Here is a 17,703-nt window from a genome sequence, read left to right on the forward strand (position 1 = left end):
CTCAACTTTCTCACTGATAACCTCAGGCCTGTCCCCTCCGGGGTTCCGATCAGGGACCGCTCGGAAGGAGGTGTCGATCGTGTCCCGTAGCCGGACCATCCGGGTCAGGGTCGGCAGCCTGCTGCTGGTGCCCCTCGTCTCGGTCGTCGTGCTGTGGGGCGTGGTCGCCGCCGTGACCACCGGCGAGAGCCTGGAGCTGCGCACCTTCGAGCAGCTCTGGACCGGCCTGCGCCAGCCCGCCGACCGTCTGGTCGTCGAACTCCAGCGTGAGCGTCTGGCCTCGGCCAGGCTCCTGCGCACAGAGCAGGAGCGTGACAGAGCAACCGCATACGTGCAACGCGTCAGGACAGATCAGGCCAGGGAGAGCTTCCGCACGTTGGCAACGCAGTCGAAGAGCATGATCGCAGAGGGCACCGTCGCGCAGGTCGACGACCTTCTCGTCCGGCTTTCCCGCCTCGAAGGGGTCAGGGCCGAGATCGACTCGGGCCTGTCGGACCGGCTGCGCGCGATCGAGTCCTACAACGACATCTGCGACGCGCTGTTCCGCCTGCACCGCAGCGTCGCGCTCTACGGCGACATCCCGATCTACCAGCAGTCCCGCGTCGTGATCAACCTGGCCTACGCCAAAGAGCTGCTCAGCAGGGAGCAGGCGCTCGCCGTCGGCAGGCCGGACTCCGCCGAGCGCAAGATGTTCACCCAGTTCGTCGGCAACAGGCGCTTCCTCGTCGACCAGTCGCTGGCCGAGCTCGACCCCGAGCTGCGCGACATCCACGTCGACCTGCTGGCCGGGGCCGAGTACCAGCGGCTGCGCATGATGGAGGAGCAGATCGCCGCCGGTCGCATGCCGTCGGCATGGCAGGAGACGGCGCAGGAGTTGTCGGCCGACTTCCAGCAGGCGCACGTCGCCGCCGGGTCGATGCTGGCGCGCAAGGCGAAGCCGATCTCCGAAGCCGTGTGGACCAGGGCGCTGCTGTTCATCGGCGCCGGTCTGATCGCGGTCGCCGCCTCCATCGGGGTCTCGCTGCGCCTGGGCACCAAGTTGTCCAAGGAGCTGGCCGGGCTGCGGCAGAGCGCGCTCGACCTGGCGCTGATCCGGCTGCCGCAGGTCGTCGGCAAGCTGCGCAGGGGCGAGGACGTCGACGTCGCCGCCGAGGCGCCCGATCTGCGGGTCAGCGCGAGCACCGTGGAGATCCAGGACGTCGGCCAGGCCTTCTCCACCGTCCAGCACACCGCGATCGAGGCCGCGGTCGGCCAGGCGCACCTGCGCGAGGGCGTCGGGCACGTCTTCCGCAACCTGGCCAAGCGCAGCCAGGCCCTGCTGCACAACCAGCGCATCCAGCTCGACGGCATGCAGCGCAGGGCCACCGACCCCGAGGCGCTCGAAGACCTGTTCAGGCTGGACCACCTGACCACCAGGATGCGCCGCCACGCCGAAGGCCTCATCATCCTGTCGGGCGCGACACCGGGACGCGGCTGGAGCAAGCCCGTGCCCCTGCACGACGTCGTACGCGGCGCCGCCGCCGAGGTCGAGGACTACGCCAGGGTCACCGTGCTGCCGATGCCGTCGCACGCGCTGGCGGGACCCGTGGTCGGCGACATGATCCACCTCATCGCCGAGCTCATCGAGAACGCCGCTCGCTTCTCCCCCCAGCACACCACCGTGCACGTGCGGGGCGAGCTCGCCGCACACGGGTTCGCGATCGAGGTCGAGGACAGAGGGCACGGCATCGGCGCCGACGAGCTGACCGAGCTGAACGCCAGGCTGGCCGACCCGCCGGAGTTCGACCTGGCCGACAGCGACAAGCTCGGCCTGTTCGTCGTCGCGCGCCTGGCCGCGAGACATGACATCAGGGTGACGCTGCGCGCCTCGCCGTACGGCGGGAGCACGGCGATCGTGCTGATTCCGGGCGACCACGTGGTCGCCCCAGAGGAGCCCGTGGCCGAGCAGCGGCCCCGGCCGGTGAGGGTGGTTTCCGGTGAGTGACCAGAGGTGGCTGGACGAGGACGCGGGCCCGATCGTGCCCGCGTATCTCCTGACCAAGGGCCGGACCGAGCCCTCGGGTCAGGCGATCGACCTCATCGCCACGGTGACGACGGCAGGCGGCCTGGCCATGCCGGTGGGGCTCGGCCCCGAGCACCTGATCATCATGCAGCTGTGCACCAGGCCGACCAGGCTCGTGGACGTCGCGGCCGAGCTCGACCTGCCGATCGGCGTGGTCCGCGTGCTCGTCGGCGACCTGCGTGAGCGCGAGCTCGTCTCGGTGGAGCAGCCCGCTCCCACGCCGACGGGAAGCGTGCTGCTGGAAGTGATCAACGGACTCAAGGCGCTCTGAGCACCTCAGGCGCCCGATGGCAGGCGACCTTCCTGCCCTCCTCGATCGTCACGAACCGCGGTGTCCGAAGGCAGACGGCCACCGCGAGCGGACAGCGCGGCCGATAGGCACAGCCCTCCCCCGCCGCGACCGCCTCCGTCCTCCCCGTCACCGGCGGCGCCGGACCTCCCAGCTTCGGCGTCGCGTCCCGCAACGCCTTGGTCCAGGGATGCGCCGGCCGTTCGAGCACCGCCTCCGACGGCCCCGACTCCACCACCCGCCCGGCGAACAGCACATACGTCGTACGGCACAGCCGCCGCACCGAGGCCAGGTCGTGCGTGATGAGCAGGCGTCCCGCCTCGACGGAGGCGATCAGGTCGAGCACCCTGCGCCGCACCGTCGCGTCCAGCGCGCTCGTCGGCTCGTCGAGCACGAGCAGCGACGGCCGCACGGCCAGCGCCCTGGCGACGACCGCACGCTGCCGCTGCCCGCCCGACAACTCGTGCGGCCTGCGTACGGCGAGCGCGGGATCGAGGCCGACCTGCTCCATCAGGGCCGCCACCCGCCCGGCGGCCTCCGCCCTGCCCAGCCCTTCGGCGATCGAGCGGCCGATCCGCATCCGGGGGTCGAGCGAGTCGGCCTGGAACACCGGCTGCACCGCCCGCCGGAAGGCGCGCCGCTGGGCACGGTCCATGCGGGCCAGGTCGAGCCCGTCGAAGGTGATCGTGCCTTCGACCGGCCTGATCAGGCCGAGCACGGCCCTGGCCAGGGTGGTCTTGCCCGAGCCGCTCTCGCCGACGAGCCCGGCGCCGCCCTCGCCCACGGTGAGCGAAACGCCGTGCACCACCGTGGTCCTGCCGTGGGCCAGGCTGACCTCCCGCACGCGCAGCTCGGTCATGGCAGTGCCTCCAGGAGCTCACGCGTGTGGGCGTGGGCCGGGTCGCCCAGCACACGGGCCGTTTCGCCGCTCTCGACGACGTCGCCGTCCTTCATCACCAGCACCCTGCCCGCCATCGCCGAGACCAGCGCCAGGTCGTGCGAGACCAGCAGCAGGGCCAGGCCCCGCTCCTCACGCAACCGGCACAGCACCCCCGCCACCTCGGCCTGGACGGTGACGTCGAGCGCGCTGGTCGGCTCGTCGGCCAGCACGACGCCGACGCCGAGCGCCAGGGCCAGGGCGATGGCGAAGCGCTGGGCCTGGCCGCCCGAGATCTCGTGCGGACGGCGCCGCAGGATCGACGGGTCGAGCAGCACGTCCCGCAGCGCCCGTGCGGCCCGCTCGCCCCTTTCGTCGCCGAGGCCGTGCCTGCGCAGGGCGCGCCGCATCAGCGTGCCGAGACGCATGGCCGGGTTGAGCGAGCCCTGCGGGTTCTGCAGGACGAGGGCGGCTTTCGCACCGCGCAGCTCGCGCAGGCGCCTCGGCCCCGCCTGGTCGACGCGCACGCCGCACACGGTGATCTCGCCGCCCACCTTCGCGCCTTCGGCCAGGCCGAGCGCGGCCAGCAGGACGCTGGACTTGCCGCAGCCGCTCTCGCCGACGATCGCCACGCACTCGCCGGGGCCGACGTCGAGCTCCGGCACGCGCGAGACGCTGTGCCCGCCGTACGCGACGTCGAGGTTTCTGATCTTGATCATCGCCTGGCTCCTCTGGGGTCGAGTGCGGCGCGCAGTCCCTCGCCGAGCAGGGTGCAGGCGAACGCGGTCAGCACGATGGCCAGGCCCGGGAAGGTGATCACCCACCAGTTCGTGGTGAACAGCGCCTGCCCCTGCTCCACCATCAGCCCCCACTCGGCGACCGGCTCCCGCGCGCCGAGCCCCAGGTAGGACAGCGCGGCGACGGTGAGGATGACGCCTCCCGCGTCCAGCGAGAGCTGCACGATGACGGGCGTGAGCGAGTTCGGCAGCACGTGCCTGACCACGATCAGCGGCGCGGGCACGCCGAGGCAGCGGGCGGCGTCCACATACGTGCTCCTGGCGACGGTGGCCGCCGTGGAGACGGTGAGCCTGGCGTACCAGGGCCACCAGGTGGCGGCGACGGCCACCACGACACTGGTCAGGCCGGGCCGCAGCACCACGGCCAGCGCGAGCGCCAGCAGCAGCGCCGGAAAGGCGAGGAACACATCCGTCACGCGCATGATCACCTCACGCGCCCACCCGCCCGCGTACCCCGCGACCACCCCGAGCGTCACCCCCACCAGCGCCGACGAGAGCAGCACCGCGGCGACGACGGCCAGCGAGGTCCGCGCGCCGTACACCACCCTGCTGAGCACGTCGCGCCCCACCTGGTCGGTCCCGAACCAGTGCGCCGCGCTCGGCCCCTCAAGCGCCCGCACCGGATCGAGCCGGTCATACGGGTACGGCGTGAGCCACGGCGCCAGCACGGCCACCAGCACCACGAACGCCAGCAGCACCCCTCCCGCCACCGCGAACCCGTCACGCCTCACCCGGCACGCGCCCTCGGGTCGACCACGCCCTGCAGCAGGTCGACGACCAGATTGGCGAGCACGTAGACGACGGCGACCAGCAGCGTGACGCCCGCCACGGCCGGGGTGTCCAGCGCCCTGATGGAGTCGGCGGCGTAGCGGCCCAGCCCCGGCCAGTTGAACACCGCCTCCACCAGGAACCCGTTGACCAGCGCGTAGGCGAAGACGAGCGCGATCAGCGACAGGACCGGATTGATCGCCGGTCGCAGGGCGAACCTGGTCAGCACCGCGCCCTCGCCGAACCCGAGCGCCCTGGCCATCCTGGCGTGGTCCTGGCCCGCCTCCTCGATGAGCGCGGCCCGCGTCATCTGGGCGATCACCCCGGCCGGGTACGCCGCCACGACCACGGCCGGGAGCGCCAGATGCCACAGCGTGCTGACCAGGATCGGCCAGTTCCCGGTGATGAGCGCGTCGACGGCCGTGATGTCCGTCCACACCGTCAACGGACTGGTCGTGTCGAGCGAGGCGTCGTACTCGCCCGCGACCGGGAACCACCCGAGATCGGCCGCGAACACCGCCTGTACGGCGAGCGCCAGCCAGAACACCGGCACCGAGACCGCCAGCATGCCGCCGAGCCGTACCCCCAGGTCGGGAAGCCGGGCCCGGAAGCGCGCGGCCAGGAGGCCGAGCGGCAGACCGACGGCCACGGCGAGCAGGAGGGCGGCGCCGACCAGTTCGAGCGAGGCGGGGAAGGCGCCGAACAGCTCCTCGCGCACCGGCCGCCTGGTCCGCAGGCTGATCCCCCAGTCGCCGCTCAGCAGGTCGCCCGCGTAGCGCCACAGCTGCACGGGCAGCGGGTCGTCCAGGCCGAAACGCCTCCTGGCCTCGGCCAGCTGCGAGGCCGTCGCCTTCGGCCCCGCGTAGGCCACGGCCGGGTCGCCCGGCACCCTGCGCATGATCAGGAAGGTGAGCGTGACCACACCGGCCACGACCAGGACGGCCTGGCCGAGCCGGTGGATCAGGTGACGCGTCATGCCGTCCGATCAGTCGATGGGCCTGAGCGAGTGGAAGAAGACCACGTTCGGATAGGCCGGGTTGTCGACATAGCCCTGCACACCCGCCGACAGCACCCGCTGGTAGGTCTGGACGTAGGGCACCGCCGCCGCCGCGCGTTCGCCGAGGATCGTGCGCTGCAGGTCGATGTAGGACAGCTCGGCGCTCTTGCTGTCGGTGGCCGTGAGCTGGGGCAGGGCGTCGACGGCCCGGTCGAGCGCGGGGTCGCTCAGGTAGGACAGGTTGAAGTTCACCGGGTCGGCGCTGCGGAAGACGTTGACGAACCAGGAGTAGGCGTCGGCGTAGTCCGGGTACCAGTACATGACGAACACGTCCTGGCCGCCTCGCTTACCGAGGTCCCACTGGGCGTTCCAGGCGAGCGGCCTGGCCTGCAGCTCCACGTTCAGGCCCTTGAGCGCCGAGCTGAGCAGCGTCACCAGCAGCTGCTGGTCGTCGTCGCCCTGGGCGTAGGTGAGGGTCAGCCTGAGCGCCTCCAGGTCGGGCCCGTACCCGGCCTCGGCCAGCAGGCTCTGCGCCTTGTCCAGGTCCTGCTTCGGCTCAAGGCCCGGGCTGAAGCCGAGCAGGCCCTGCGGGACCAGGCCGCTGCTCTTGCGTCCCGCGCCCTTCAGCGCCGCCACCAGGCCGTCGTAGTCGATGGCCAGCTGCAGCGCCTGCCGTACCCTGACGTCCTTGAGCGGGCCCTTGGCCGTGTTGAACAGCAGCATCAGGTTCTGGAACGAGGGCGTCTCGCTGACCTGCACGCCCTGGGTGCTCCTGGCCCGCTCGACGAGCTGCGGGTTGAGCCGCTGGACGAAGCCGACCTCGCCCGCCTGCAGCAGTTGCCAGGCCGTGGTGAGCTTCGGGGTGACCCTGAAGGCCGCCTTGCGGTAGTGGCCGGGCTCCCAGCCGCCCCAGTAGTCGTCGAACGCCTTGAGCGTGAGCTCGGTCTCCTTGCCTCTGGTCCAGGTGTCGACCGTGTACGGCCCGGTGCCCGCGTCCTCGCTGCCGTCCTTTACCCGTTCGACGGCGTCGGTGTCGTAGATGTAGGCCGCGTACCCCGATGAGGCGATGAGGTCGAGCGGGGCCGCGTACTTCAGCTTGAAGGTCAGGGTCGAGGCGTCCGGCGTCTCGATCGCCTGGACCGCGCGCCAGATGTAGGCGGCCCCGCCGTCCAGTCTGATCGTGCGCTCGACGGCCTTCTTGGCCGCCTGCGCGGTGAGCGGCGCCCCGCTGTGGAAGCGCACGCCCTGACGCAGCTTGAACGTCCAGGACCTGCCGCCCTCCGCGCTCGACCACTCGGTGGCCAGCAGCGGGTCCGGCTTGCCGGTCTTCGGGTTGTACCTGGTGAGCTGCTCGTAGATGTTGGCCATCGCGATGATCTCGTTGGAGTACGAGGTCGCGGGATCCCAGTCGGTGACCACCTCCAGGTTCGGCGCGTAGACGAACGTGGCCTCGTTGGGCTGGGCGGTGTGCGGCTGTGCCGTGGCTCCCGTCGCCGTGGGCTTCGCGGACGGCCTGGACGCGGACTTGGCGGGGTCTGCCCCCCTGACCTGCCCGCCCGCGCACGCCGATGCGGTCACGGCCAGAAGTCCTGCGACTCCGGCGACGAGCAGACGCTTGTGCCAGCGCATGATGTTCGGGTGTTCCTTTCCTACCTGTGGTGCCGGAGCGGCCCTGCGGCCTTCACGTGCAGGCGCGTTGCGGGCTCTGCCAGATAGCTGAGCGGGACCTCGTGCAGATCGACGATCCGCACGGCGCCCGGATCGGCCCCCGCCGCGACCGCGCGTTCCACGGCCTCCTGTTTGGCGTCTTGCATGGCTTTCGTCCGGCCCGGCCCCGCGGGCAGGATGGTATCGACTCTGCCGCCCGCCAGTGCGATCGCGGCGCCCACGGCGTTGGCGACGGCGGCGTGCGGCGGCCTGACCGGCTCGCCCGCCCCCGCCAGCCGTCCGGGCATCAGGAAGGCGCCTCCGCCCACGACGACGAGCGGCAGGCCGGACCGTCCGGGCCGCATCCGGTCGACGGCGTCGGCGAACTGCCGCTCCGCCCTGGCCAGCGCCCGGGCGAGCGCCTCGGCCCGGCTCGCGAGCACCCCGGTCCTGGCCGCCCACGAGGGCGCGATCCCCTCGGTGCGCCCGGCCGCGACCGCCGCGTCGGTGAGCGTCGGGGTCGAGCCGCCCGCCACCAGGGCGGCCGAGCCGATGCGGCGCCCGACCGACCGGGGCTCGCCGCCCACGACGGTGCCGCCGCCGACCGCGATCGACAGGATGTCGGGCATGCGGAAGCCGGTGCGCACACCGCCGATCTCCGTCGCCGCCGCCGACTCCCTCGGGAAGCCGCCCGCGATCACCCCGAAGTCGGTCGAGGTGCCGCCCACGTCGGCCACGATCGCCTCGCCCACCCCCGATAGGAGCGCCGCCCCTCGCAGCGAGTTCGCCGGGCCCGAGCCGATCGTCGAGATCGGCAGGCGCGCGGCGCGCTCCACCGACATCAGCGTGCCGTCGTTCTGGGCGAAGTACGGCCGCGCGCGCACCCCCGAGGCGGCGAGCGCCCGGGTGAGGGCCGCGCTCACCTCGGCCGCGACGCCGTGCAGCGCGGCGTTGAGCACGGTGGCGTTCTCGCGTTCCAGCAGGCCGAGTGTGCCGATCTCGTGGCTGAGCGAGATCGGCAGTGCGCCTCGTTCGCGGGTTATCAGGTCTGCCGCCGCCCGCTCGTGCTCGGGTGTGGCCGGGGCGAAGACGCCGGTGACCGCCACGGCGTCCAGGTCGTCGCCCAGCGTCTGGAGGAACCTGGCGATCTCGTCGGTGTCCAGGGGGGCGATCGCCCTGCCGTCGACGTAGTGGCCGCCGCCCACGACGCGCTCGCCCGCCGACACCGCGGCCCTGAGGTCGCGCGGCCAGTCGCTCAGCGGGGGGATCGAGGTGGTCGCGGGCAGGCCGAGCCTGATCACGGCGACCCGGCCGAGCCGCGTGCGTTCGACGATCGCGTTGGTGGCGTGCGTGGTGCCGAGCACCACCCTGCTCACGTGCCGCTCGTCCTGGCCCAGTACGGCGAGCACGGCGCCGAGCGCGTCGGTGAGGCCGCCGGTCACATCGGCGCTCGTGGGGCGCTTGACGGCGGCCACGACCCTGTCGCGTTCGTCCAGGGCGACCGCGTCGGTGTGGGTGCCGCCCACGTCGACGCCGATACGCAGGTCAGGCATGCGGCACCGCCACCGGCACGTGGTCCAGGTCGTACCCGAACGCCCTCGGCCCCGCCGTGCGCAGCCCCTGCGGCGTACGCCACAGCGGGTCGCACGGCCAGGCCAGCACCGCCACGCGCATGCCGTACCTCAGGCTCTCGGTCTGCACGGCCAGCGCGGTCTCGGCGTCGACGACGGCGATGAGGTCGGGGACCGCGGCCAGGACGCGTTCGCCCGATCGGGCCAGCAGGTTCTCGTTCTGGATGTCGAGGGTCAGCGTCGTGCCCCGGTGCTCGCCGGTGCCCTCGACGGTGGCCGTGCCCCTGACGAAGCCGCCCGAGGTACGGCGTTCGACGTCGGCGAGCCTGCCGGTGATGAGCTGGGCGGCTCCGAGTTCGTCGCGCAGGGCGGCCAGCGGGCCGTGCGGGGCCCTTTCGGTCGCGAGGCCGATCTCGATCGCCCTGCTGACCGTGCCCTCGATCACCGCTCCCCTGGCCAGGCCCGCCGTCATCACGTAGTCGGCCATGAGCGCGCTCGATCCCGACGCCACGCACACGGCCCTGGCCAGGCGTTCGGACCACAGGCCGTCCGCCGGTCTGATCGTCACCACGTTCCCGGCGACGTCCGCCATGATCACCAGGTCGGCCGGCAGGCCGGCCACGTACATGGAGACCATCTGCACCTCGGGGAAGGCCCGGCCCATGCCGTCGGCGTCGAGCAGCGGCAGGCCGAGCTGTGCGGCCCAGGCGACGGCCGCCACGCCGTTCGCGCCGCCGATCTCCGAGGGCATGACGACCGTGGGCGGGCGGCCGAAGACGCGCTCGGCCTCCTCGGCGATGCGGCGCGGCTCGTGCGTGCCGTGCGGCATCTCGTGGCTCACGGTCGGGGCGCCGATGCCGGACAGCGGGAGGATCAGGGCGTCGTCGTCCAGGTCGGCCAGGCGGGTCAGCCTGACCTCGCCGTGCTCCTCGATCGCACGTCCGGCCGCGACCGCGCCCGTCCGCACCTCGCCGCCGCCGCCCGTGCCGAGGACCGCGCATCCTCTGGCGAGTGCGGCGACGTCGCCGAAAGTGATCTTCCCTCGCATCACGGCGAGCCTTGCCGATCTTCGTCGGCGGTGGCGGGGAAAGCGGGGAGCTGTTCCCGATTTGTGTCTTTCTGCCCCCGATGCCGCACCTGCCACACTGCTCTCATGACCGTGCCCCAGACGCTCACCGACGCTCTGACCGCCGTACGGCAGGACCTTAGATCCACCGGCGTCGCCCAGCCCCTCGACCTCGTGACCGACGAGTACGGCTACCTGCGCGTCTCGTTCATGGGCCAGGCGTGCTCCTACGGCCTGTCCGCACACGACGCGCACGAGCCCGTCGACACCACGGTGCTGGTGGCCGACCTCGCCCAGGAGGTCGTCGTCGAGCAGCTGTGGGGCGCCTGGCCGGTGTGCCCCGAGCACGACCACGGCCTGCATCCCGTGCGGGCGGCGGGCGCGGCCGTGTGGAGGTGCGAGGCCAAGGGACACCAGGTGGCGGCGATCGGGGAGCTCGCAGGGGCGGCGCGATGAGCGGCGCGAGCGACCCGGTGCTCGGCCGGGTGGTCGCCGACGTGCTCGCCGAACAGGCGGCGCAGGTGGCGCGGTGGGGTGAGCAACGCCATCACGACGACACGGGAGCCGCCGAGCACGCGGCCGCGGCCGAGCGGGCCAAGGCCGCCGTCGCCGACGCCGTCGCCCGGGGCGAGCTGACCTGGCGGGCGATCCTGTACGAAGAGGTCATGGAGGCGTTCGCCGAATCGGACCCCGGCGCGCTGCGTGCCGAACTCGTCCAGGTGGCGGCCGTGGCGATCCAATGGGCCAGGGCCATCGACCTGCGTGCCGCCGAAAACGTCGGCGGCACCGTCTAGGGTGCAGGCATGACCGAGGTCCTGCTGCGGGGTGGCCGCCCCTGGGGGCTCGACGCCCCCGCCGACATACTCGTGCGCGACGGCGTCATCGCGGCCGTCGGGCCCGATCTCGACGCCGCCGGGGCGCTCCCCCGTGCCCAGGTGCGCGACGTCACCGGTCTCCTGCTGCTGCCCGGACTCGTCGAGGCGCACTGCCATCTCGACAAGACCCTCTACGGCGGGCCGTGGGAGCCGCACTCGGCCGACGACACGCTCGCCGGTCGCATGGGCAACGACCGGACGCGGCGGCACGAGCTCGGCCTGCCCGACCTCGGCCGGATCACCGCGCTGCTGGAGCGCATGAGCGCCTTCGGCACCACCCACGTGCGCACCCACACCGACGTCGACCCCGAGGTGGGCCTGCGCGGCGTCGAGACCGTCGGCGCGGCCGCCGAGCTGGTCGCCCGCCGGATGAGCGTCACACAGGTCGCCTTCCCCCAGCACGGCGTGCTCACCAACCCCGGCACGGCCGAGCTGCTCGAAGAGGCGCTGAAGAGCGGCGTCGCGGCCATCGGCGGCATCGACCCCGCCGGTGTCGACCGCGATCCCGTCGGCCATCTCGACGTGGTCTTCGGCCTGGCCGAGCGTTACGGCTGCGCGGTCGACCTGCACCTGCACGACGGCGGCACGCTCGGCGCCTGGGAGCTCGAGCTGATCATCGAGCGCACGCGGGTGAGCGGCCTCGGCGGCCGGGTCACCGTCAGCCACGCCTACGCGCTCGGCCAGCTCGACGAGGGCCACCAGCGCCGCCTTGCCGAGCAGCTCGCCGACGCGGGAGTCGCACTCGCCACCGCCGCCGTCTACAGCTTTCCGGTGCCTCCGGTGAAGCTCATGCGCGCCGCCGGGGTCACGATCGCGTGCGGCCACGACGGCATCCGCGACCTGTGGGGCCCCTACGGCAGCGGCGACATGCTGGAGCGCGCGATGCACCTGGCCTACCGCAGCACCTTCAGGCGCGACGAGGACATCGAGCTGGCCCTGCACGCCGCCACCTACGGCGGTGCGCGGGCCCTGCGGCTCGACGGCTACGGGCTGCGGCCGGGCGACCGGGCCGACCTCGTCGCCGTCGCCGCCGGCAGCGCGGCCGAGGCCGTCGTGACGCGACCGCCACGGATCGTGGTGATGAAGGACGGGACGCTCCTGTGACCCTGGACAATTGACGGGCACCCCTCTGCTGCCTGCACCTTGCAACCTCGTACCTCGAAGGCGGATCAGTGACCTCAATCAACCAGCGGATCGCGGAAGAGCTCGGCGTGCGCGAAGGACAGGTGGCGGCGGCCGTCGACCTGCTCGACGGCGGCGCCACCGTGCCCTTCATCGCCCGATACCGCAAGGAGGTGACGGGCACACTCGACGACGCTCAGCTGCGCACGCTGGAGGAGCGCCTGCGCTACCTGCGAGAGCTGGAGGAGCGGCGGGCCGCGATCCTGGAGTCGATCAGGTCCCAGGGCAAGCTCGACGACGCGCTCGAAGCGCAGATCCTCGCGGCCGACTCCAAGGCCAGGCTTGAAGACATCTACCTGCCCTACAAGCCCAAGCGGCGCACCAAGGCCATGATCGCCAAGGAGCTCGGCCTCGAACCCCTCGCCGACGCCCTACTGGCCGACCCCACGCTCGACCCGCTCGCCACCGCCGGACCCTATGTCGTGGAGGGGCTGGCCGACGCCGCCGCCGCGCTCGAAGGGGCCAGGGCCATCCTCGTCGAGCGGTTCGCCGAGGACGCCGACCTCATCGGCGAGCTGCGTGAGCGCATGTGGAGCAAGGGCCGGGCCTCGGCCAAGGTCCGTGAGGGCAAGGAGGAGGCCGGAGCCAAGTTCGCCGACTACTTCGACTTCGCCGAGCCGTTCACCAAGCTGCCCTCGCACCGCATCCTGGCGATGTTCCGCGGCGAGAAGGAGGAGATCCTCACCGTCTCGCTCGAGCCCGACGAGGGGCCCGACTACGAGCTGCGCATCGCCGCGCGCTTCGGCGTCTCCGACCAGGGCAGGCCCGCCGACAAGTGGCTGTCGGACACCGTGCGCTGGGCCTGGCGCACGCGTGTGCTCGTGCATCTCGGCCTCGACCTGCGGATGCGGCTGTGGCAGGCGGCCGAGGAGGAGGCCGTGCGGGTGTTCGCGTTCAACCTGCGCGACCTGCTGCTGGCCGCGCCGGCGGGCACCCGCGCCACCATGGGCCTCGACCCCGGTCTGCGCACCGGCGTCAAGGTGGCCGTCGTCGACGCCACCGGCAAGGTCGTCGAGACTGCCACGATCTACCCGCACGAGCCCAAGCGGCAGTGGGACCAGTCGCTGGCCGTGCTGGGCGCGCTCGCCCAGAAGCACGGCGTCGAGCTGATCGCCATCGGCAACGGCACGGCCTCCCGCGAGACCGACAAGCTGGCCGGTGACCTGATCAAGCACATGCCCGGTCTGACGAAGATCGTGGTGTCGGAGGCGGGGGCCTCGGTCTACTCCGCGTCGGCCTTCGCCTCGCAGGAGCTGCCCGACCTCGACGTCTCGCTGCGTGGCGCGGTCTCCATCGCGCGTCGGCTGCAGGACCCGCTGGCCGAGCTCGTCAAGATCGACCCGAAGTCCATCGGCGTCGGCCAGTACCAGCACGACCTGTCGGAGACCAAGCTCTCCCGCTCGCTCGACGCGGTCGTCGAAGACTGTGTCAACGCCGTCGGCGTCGACGTCAACACCGCTTCGGCGCCGCTGCTCACCCGCGTGTCCGGCATCGGCGCCACACTGGCCGACAACATCGTCCAGCACCGCGACACCAACGGTCCCTTCCGCAGCCGCACCGCGCTCAAGGGCGTCGCCCGGCTCGGGCCCAAGGCGTTCGAGCAGTGCGCCGGGTTCCTTCGCATTCCCGGGGGCGACGATCCGCTCGACTCCTCCAGCGTGCATCCCGAGGCCTATCCGGTCGTACGGCGCATGCTCGGCTCGACCGACGGCGACCTGCGCACGCTGATCGGCAACACGGCCGCACTGCGGGCGATCAGGCCGCAGGACTTCGTGGACGACACCTTCGGCCTGCCGACCGTGACCGACATCCTGCGCGAGCTGGAGAAGCCCGGTCGCGACCCTCGTCCCGCCTTCAAGACGGCCACGTTCAAGGAGGGCGTGGAGAAGCTCTCCGACCTGTCCTCCGGCATGATCCTCGAAGGCGTGGTCACCAATGTCGCCGCCTTCGGCGCGTTCGTTGACGTCGGCGTGCACCAGGACGGCCTGGTCCACGTCTCGGCCATGTCCCGCACGTTCGTGAAGGACCCGCGTGACGTCGTCAAGCCCGGCGACATCGTCAAGGTGAAGGTCCTCGAGGTCGACATCCCCCGCAAGCGCATCTCGCTGACCCTCCGCCTGGACGACGAGGCCACACAGGACGACGGGGGGCGCGGGGCTCGCGGTGGCGCCGGGGGTCAGGGGCAGCGGGGTGCCGGCGGGCCTGGCGGGCCCGGCGGATCGGGAGGCCAGGGCGACGGCCAGCGTGGTCGCGACGGCCAGGGCGGCGGGCGTGGCGGTCAGGGCGGCCGTGATGGGCAGCGTGGGCGTGATGGGCAGCGTGGGCGTGACGGTCAAGGTGGTCAAGGTGGTCAAGGTGGTCGTGATGGGCAGGGTGGCGGGCGTGGTGGTCAGGGCGGGCGTGGCGGTCAAGGTGGCGGCCAGCGTCGTCAGGACCGTCCCGCTCCCACCGGCGCACTCGCCGAGGCCCTCCGGAAGGCGGGCCTGACCGGCGAGGACAAGCGTTCCTGACCTCAGGGACGCGCACGGCCAAAGCACGCCGATCGTCATCCGCCAGGGCGAACAGCCCTGGCCGTTCCAGGGATGCCTGAGGTTCCGGCCTCAGGCATCCCGGGCGCACACACGGCGTCGGTGGGGAGTGGGTACGGTCGGGTGGTGAGCAAGAAGAGAGCGGTCGGGCGGTATGCGCAGGCGGTTACGCAGGCGCGTGAGCTGTTGCGGTGGCGCTCACCGCTGCGGACGGAGTTGTGGGCCGGTCGGCTGAGTGCCGCATGGTTGCCAGGCGGTCCACAGGAGGTGTCGCCGGACCTGGACGACGCCGTTGTGCAGGAGTCGTCGCTCCAGGAGTCCGGAGCCCAGGAGGCGGGGTCTCAACAGGCGGCGCGCCAGGAGTCCGAGCCCCACGAGGCGGGATCGGTTCCGGCAGATGTTGAGGCCTTTCTCGGGCGGGCGTTCAAGGAGAAGGGGCCGGAGGGGGCCGTCATCCTGCGGGCGCTTGCCGTGGCAGGGGCCCCCGAGGTGGTGGCGCGGGAGGCCGGGCGGCTGGCGGCGGAGCGCGAGAAGCGCCAAGGAACTGAGGAGCGCGACGAGCGCGGCCGTGAGCTGGGCTGGCTTGGGCGGCTGGGTGAGGTGAGGTGCGAAGGAGGCTGGTACGGGAAGGCCGATGCCTACGGTGAGCAGGCGCTCGGTGTGTTGCGCTTCGACTACGAGGACGGCAGGGAGCCGCATCTGGTCGTGGTGGGCATCGACCAGGTCAACGGTGGACTCGCCGTCGACGCGACGGTGGAGGAGCCGAAGTTCCTCGACGATCTCGCCCTGCTGACCGCGGAGCCGTACGAGCAGGTGGCGCGGCGGATCGCGACCGCGTTCGCGCTGACCGACGAGGTGATGGGGGCGGCGACGGCCGACACGCTGGCGGCCGAGCGGTCGTTCGTGCTGGCCAGGGTCGGGCGGGTGCTGGAGCAGGCCGGGCCGACGGCCGAGGACGAGCCGTGGGGGCACGGCGGCTGGGGCGGCGAGGAGGGCGTGCGGGGCTTCGAGGTGCCGAACGTGGCGGGAGGGGCCGAGGCCTGGGAGCGGTTGCGGGAGTTCGTCGGCGACCGGGTCCTGTGGTGGAGCCCGGCCAGGGTGACGACCTTCCTGACGACCTGGTTGCCGCGTGAGGCCGTGCTGAGCGACGAGGCGCTGGCCGCCATGCCCGACGTCGTGCTCGCCTGGACGCGTTTCCAGGGCGGGCACGCCGAGGTGCTGGCCAGGGTCGAGCGGGAGGCGCCGAAGCTGCCCGCCTTGATGGCGGATCTCACACGGGCGAGTCTCGCCAAGCGCATCGCCCTGGCCCAAAGGGGTTGACTCCTGCGGCTATGCTGCGCAGTGGACTTACCGTGGGCCTTGCCCGGACACCCCTGAGGGAGATCTTCGCCATGTACAAGGAGTTCGCTGCCGAGGCCGTGGTCTGGCTCGTACCCGTCGTCGTCCTGCTCGGCCTCGCGCTGATGATCACCAGCACCTGAGCCTGCGCACGTGAGCCTGCGCATCTGAGTCTGCATATCTCAGCCTGCGCATCTGAGCCCGAGTGCCAGAGCCCGCACACCTGAGCCTTGACGGCCGGTCCGGCGTGTCCCGCCCGACCGGCCGTCGTCGTTCGCCCCCCGCCTATGCCCGGCCCGTCACCCGCACGTACGCCTCGGCCGAGAAGTCCTCCAGGTAGCCGTTGTCGTACTCGTCCCACAGAGCGGCGAGTTTGTCGGTCGACACCGTGCATCCGACGTTCCGCACACGTCCGCGGGGAATCGTCCCGACGTAGGCCGAGCAGGTTCCGGCCTTCTTGCCGTTGACCTTGAGCGTGGCCTTCATGCGCGTGCCGTACGAGGTGCTGGAGCCGTTCTTGATGCGGACCTTGATCCGGCAGGTGTCCTTGCAGCGGCCGAACGTGATCTTCAGCGTGTAGTGCCTGCCCGCCGATTCCGCCGCCGACGCCGATGCCGTCACGGGGGTGACGGTGGTGAGTGCCGTGGCGAGCAGGGCTAACGCGAGCACGCCGGTGACTCTTCGCAACATGGGACCCCCTGGTTGATGTCCCCGCCCCCGGTCGGAAACGGGCGCATTAATCAACCTTCATCCCATTCGTCCCGTCAACGAATACCCACAAAACGGGTATCAAGCTGCCCAGGCCAGCAACACGCGGCCCTTCTTGAGGCGGTTCATCGCCTGCTTCTCCAACTGCCTGACGCGCTCCCTGGTGAGCCCGAGCCGTTCGGCCAGCTCCCTGTGGCTCGTCGGGCCGCCGCCGCCCAGGCCGTACCTCGCGGTGATGATCAGCCCCTCACGCTCGGGCAGGCGTGCGACCATGCGGCGCACGTCCTCGCCCATCGCCCTGGCCTCCAGCGCCTCGTGCGGCTGCGGGCCGTCCTCGTCGGCCAGCAGGTCGGCGACGACGTGCTCGCCGCTCGCCCCCACGGGCACGTCCAGGCTGACGACGTCCCTGGCCAGCGTGCGCAGCCTGGCCAGCTCCCGCGTCGAGAGCCCGGCGGCGTCGGCGAGTTCGGCCTCGGTCGGGTCGTGCCCGAGGTCGAGGAACATCCGGCGCTCCAGCCGGGCGAGCTTGGCGATCTCCTCGGCCATGTGCACGGGCAGCCGTACGGCACGCGACTTCTCGGCCAGGCCGCGTTCCATCGCCTGCCTGATCCACCACATGCCATAGGTGGAGAACTTGAAGCCGCGCCGGTAGTCGAACTTCCACACCGCCCTGATCAGCCCGAGATTGCCCTCCTGGATCAGGTCGAGCAGCGGCAGCCCGCGCTGGGCGAACCGTTTGGCCGCGGCGACGACCAGCCTGAGGTTGGCGGTGATCAGAAGGTCCATGGCACGCTCGCCCTCGACCGCCACCTGCCACAGGTCGCTGTCGAGCACATCGGCGTCGTGACCGTGACGCAGGAGGTGACGCGCGTAGAGCCCGGCCTCGACCTGCCTGGCGAGGTCGACCTCCTCCGCCGCACCGAGCAGGGGGACGCGTCCGATCTGCTCAAGGTAGAGCCCGAGCAGATTCGGCTCGTCGACGGGGATCGTCATGCCCC

Annotated in this window: 16 protein-coding genes; 7 read left to right on the plus strand and 9 right to left on the minus strand. The window is 71.9% G+C overall.

Going from position 1 to position 17,703, the window contains the following annotated elements; genetic code table 11:
• Positions 1-79: 79 nt before the first annotated feature.
• On the plus strand, positions 80-1,984 hold the full coding sequence (locus ACTWNK_RS34980; protein WP_474309191.1) for a sensor histidine kinase: 1,905 nt from the start codon (positions 80-82) through the stop codon (positions 1,982-1,984).
• Positions 1,977-2,333, plus strand: coding sequence for a DUF742 domain-containing protein (locus ACTWNK_RS34985; RefSeq protein WP_474309192.1), 357 nt, complete (start codon positions 1,977-1,979; stop codon positions 2,331-2,333). Before ACTWNK_RS34980 ends, ACTWNK_RS34985 begins: the two co-directional genes overlap by 8 nt.
• Here ACTWNK_RS34985 and ACTWNK_RS34990 read toward each other — a convergent pair.
• Genes ACTWNK_RS34990 through ACTWNK_RS35020 form a run of 7 tightly spaced genes read right to left on the minus strand, consistent with a single transcriptional unit; the run spans position 2,320 to position 10,056 of the window.
• A complete protein-coding gene (locus tag ACTWNK_RS34990; protein ID WP_474309193.1) occupies positions 2,320-3,210 on the minus strand; it encodes an ABC transporter ATP-binding protein in 891 nt (296 codons plus the stop codon). The two genes, ACTWNK_RS34985 and ACTWNK_RS34990, sit on opposite strands and share 14 nt — an antisense overlap.
• Complete coding sequence (locus ACTWNK_RS34995) at positions 3,207-3,947, minus strand: ATP-binding cassette domain-containing protein (protein WP_474309194.1); 741 nt, start codon at positions 3,945-3,947, stop codon at positions 3,207-3,209. Before ACTWNK_RS34995 ends, ACTWNK_RS34990 begins: the two co-directional genes overlap by 4 nt.
• Entirely contained in the window at positions 3,944-4,756 is an 813-nt protein-coding gene (locus tag ACTWNK_RS35000) for an ABC transporter permease (protein WP_474309195.1), read from the minus strand. Before ACTWNK_RS35000 ends, ACTWNK_RS34995 begins: the two co-directional genes overlap by 4 nt.
• Positions 4,753-5,769: an ABC transporter permease gene (locus tag ACTWNK_RS35005; RefSeq protein WP_474309196.1), complete on the minus strand. Its 1,017-nt coding sequence runs from the start codon at positions 5,767-5,769 to the stop codon at positions 4,753-4,755. The genes ACTWNK_RS35000 and ACTWNK_RS35005 overlap by 4 nt, the downstream gene beginning before the upstream one ends.
• A 9-nt stretch (positions 5,770-5,778) precedes the next feature.
• Positions 5,779-7,419: an ABC transporter substrate-binding protein gene (locus ACTWNK_RS35010; RefSeq protein ID WP_474309197.1), complete on the minus strand. Its 1,641-nt coding sequence runs from the start codon at positions 7,417-7,419 to the stop codon at positions 5,779-5,781.
• A gap of 20 nt (positions 7,420-7,439) precedes the next feature.
• Positions 7,440-8,990 carry a hydantoinase/oxoprolinase N-terminal domain-containing protein gene (locus tag ACTWNK_RS35015; protein WP_474309198.1) on the minus strand — a complete coding sequence of 517 codons (1,551 nt, stop codon included), beginning with the start codon at positions 8,988-8,990 and terminating at the stop codon, positions 7,440-7,442.
• Positions 8,983-10,056: a DUF917 domain-containing protein gene (locus ACTWNK_RS35020; protein WP_474309199.1), complete on the minus strand. Its 1,074-nt coding sequence runs from the start codon at positions 10,054-10,056 to the stop codon at positions 8,983-8,985. Before ACTWNK_RS35020 ends, ACTWNK_RS35015 begins: the two co-directional genes overlap by 8 nt.
• A gap of 105 nt (positions 10,057-10,161) precedes the next feature.
• Between ACTWNK_RS35020 and ACTWNK_RS35025 the strand changes: the two genes are divergently transcribed.
• The 5 genes from ACTWNK_RS35025 to ACTWNK_RS35045 all read left to right on the plus strand — a co-directional run bounded on the left by ACTWNK_RS35025 (position 10,162) and on the right by ACTWNK_RS35045 (position 15,979).
• Positions 10,162-10,530: a hypothetical protein gene (locus ACTWNK_RS35025; RefSeq protein ID WP_474309200.1), complete on the plus strand. Its 369-nt coding sequence runs from the start codon at positions 10,162-10,164 to the stop codon at positions 10,528-10,530.
• Positions 10,527-10,868, plus strand: coding sequence for a hypothetical protein (locus tag ACTWNK_RS35030; RefSeq protein WP_474309201.1), 342 nt, complete (start codon positions 10,527-10,529; stop codon positions 10,866-10,868). The genes ACTWNK_RS35025 and ACTWNK_RS35030 overlap by 4 nt, the downstream gene beginning before the upstream one ends.
• A 9-nt stretch (positions 10,869-10,877) precedes the next feature.
• The gene (locus ACTWNK_RS35035) at positions 10,878-12,053 is read left to right on the plus strand and encodes an amidohydrolase (RefSeq protein WP_474309202.1); all 1,176 of its coding nucleotides are present in this window, start codon (positions 10,878-10,880) and stop codon (positions 12,051-12,053) included.
• Positions 12,054-12,121: 68 nt separating this feature from the next.
• Entirely contained in the window at positions 12,122-14,641 is a 2,520-nt protein-coding gene (locus ACTWNK_RS35040; protein WP_474309203.1) for a Tex family protein, read from the plus strand.
• A gap of 144 nt (positions 14,642-14,785) precedes the next feature.
• A complete protein-coding gene (locus ACTWNK_RS35045; RefSeq protein ID WP_474309204.1) occupies positions 14,786-15,979 on the plus strand; it encodes a hypothetical protein in 1,194 nt (397 codons plus the stop codon).
• A 303-nt stretch (positions 15,980-16,282) separates the two neighbouring features.
• Here ACTWNK_RS35045 and ACTWNK_RS35050 read toward each other — a convergent pair whose 3' ends face one another.
• Positions 16,283-16,687 (minus strand): hypothetical protein, encoded by a 405-nt coding sequence (locus tag ACTWNK_RS35050; RefSeq protein WP_474309205.1) that lies wholly within the window; start codon positions 16,685-16,687, stop codon positions 16,283-16,285.
• A gap of 99 nt (positions 16,688-16,786) precedes the next feature.
• Positions 16,787-17,698, minus strand: a complete 912-nt coding sequence (locus tag ACTWNK_RS35055; protein ID WP_474309206.1) for a sigma-70 family RNA polymerase sigma factor — start codon at positions 17,696-17,698, stop codon at positions 16,787-16,789.
• Positions 17,699-17,703: the final 5 nt, after the last annotated feature.

This window comes from Nonomuraea sp. IBHARD001, assembly GCF_056106265.1.

Excerpts from the sequence above, each read along its gene's own strand:
- ACTWNK_RS34990 (WP_474309193.1), bottom strand. The coding sequence starts at position 3,210 with ATGACCGAGCTGCGCGTGCGGGAGGTCAGCCTGGCCCACGGCAGGACC.
- ACTWNK_RS34995 (WP_474309194.1), bottom strand. The coding sequence starts at position 3,947 with ATGATCAAGATCAGAAACCTCGACGTCGCGTACGGCGGGCACAGCGTC.
- ACTWNK_RS35005 (WP_474309196.1), bottom strand. The coding sequence starts at position 5,769 with ATGACGCGTCACCTGATCCACCGGCTCGGCCAGGCCGTCCTGGTCGTG.
- ACTWNK_RS35010 (WP_474309197.1), bottom strand. The coding sequence starts at position 7,419 with ATGCGCTGGCACAAGCGTCTGCTCGTCGCCGGAGTCGCAGGACTTCTG.
- ACTWNK_RS35015 (WP_474309198.1), bottom strand. The coding sequence starts at position 8,990 with ATGCCTGACCTGCGTATCGGCGTCGACGTGGGCGGCACCCACACCGAC.
- ACTWNK_RS35020 (WP_474309199.1), bottom strand. The coding sequence starts at position 10,056 with ATGCGAGGGAAGATCACTTTCGGCGACGTCGCCGCACTCGCCAGAGGA.
- ACTWNK_RS35025 (WP_474309200.1), top strand. The coding sequence starts at position 10,162 with ATGACCGTGCCCCAGACGCTCACCGACGCTCTGACCGCCGTACGGCAG.
- ACTWNK_RS35030 (WP_474309201.1), top strand. The coding sequence starts at position 10,527 with ATGAGCGGCGCGAGCGACCCGGTGCTCGGCCGGGTGGTCGCCGACGTG.
- ACTWNK_RS35035 (WP_474309202.1), top strand. The coding sequence starts at position 10,878 with ATGACCGAGGTCCTGCTGCGGGGTGGCCGCCCCTGGGGGCTCGACGCC.
- ACTWNK_RS35050 (WP_474309205.1), bottom strand. The coding sequence starts at position 16,687 with ATGTTGCGAAGAGTCACCGGCGTGCTCGCGTTAGCCCTGCTCGCCACG.
- ACTWNK_RS35055 (WP_474309206.1), bottom strand. The coding sequence starts at position 17,698 with ATGACGATCCCCGTCGACGAGCCGAATCTGCTCGGGCTCTACCTTGAG.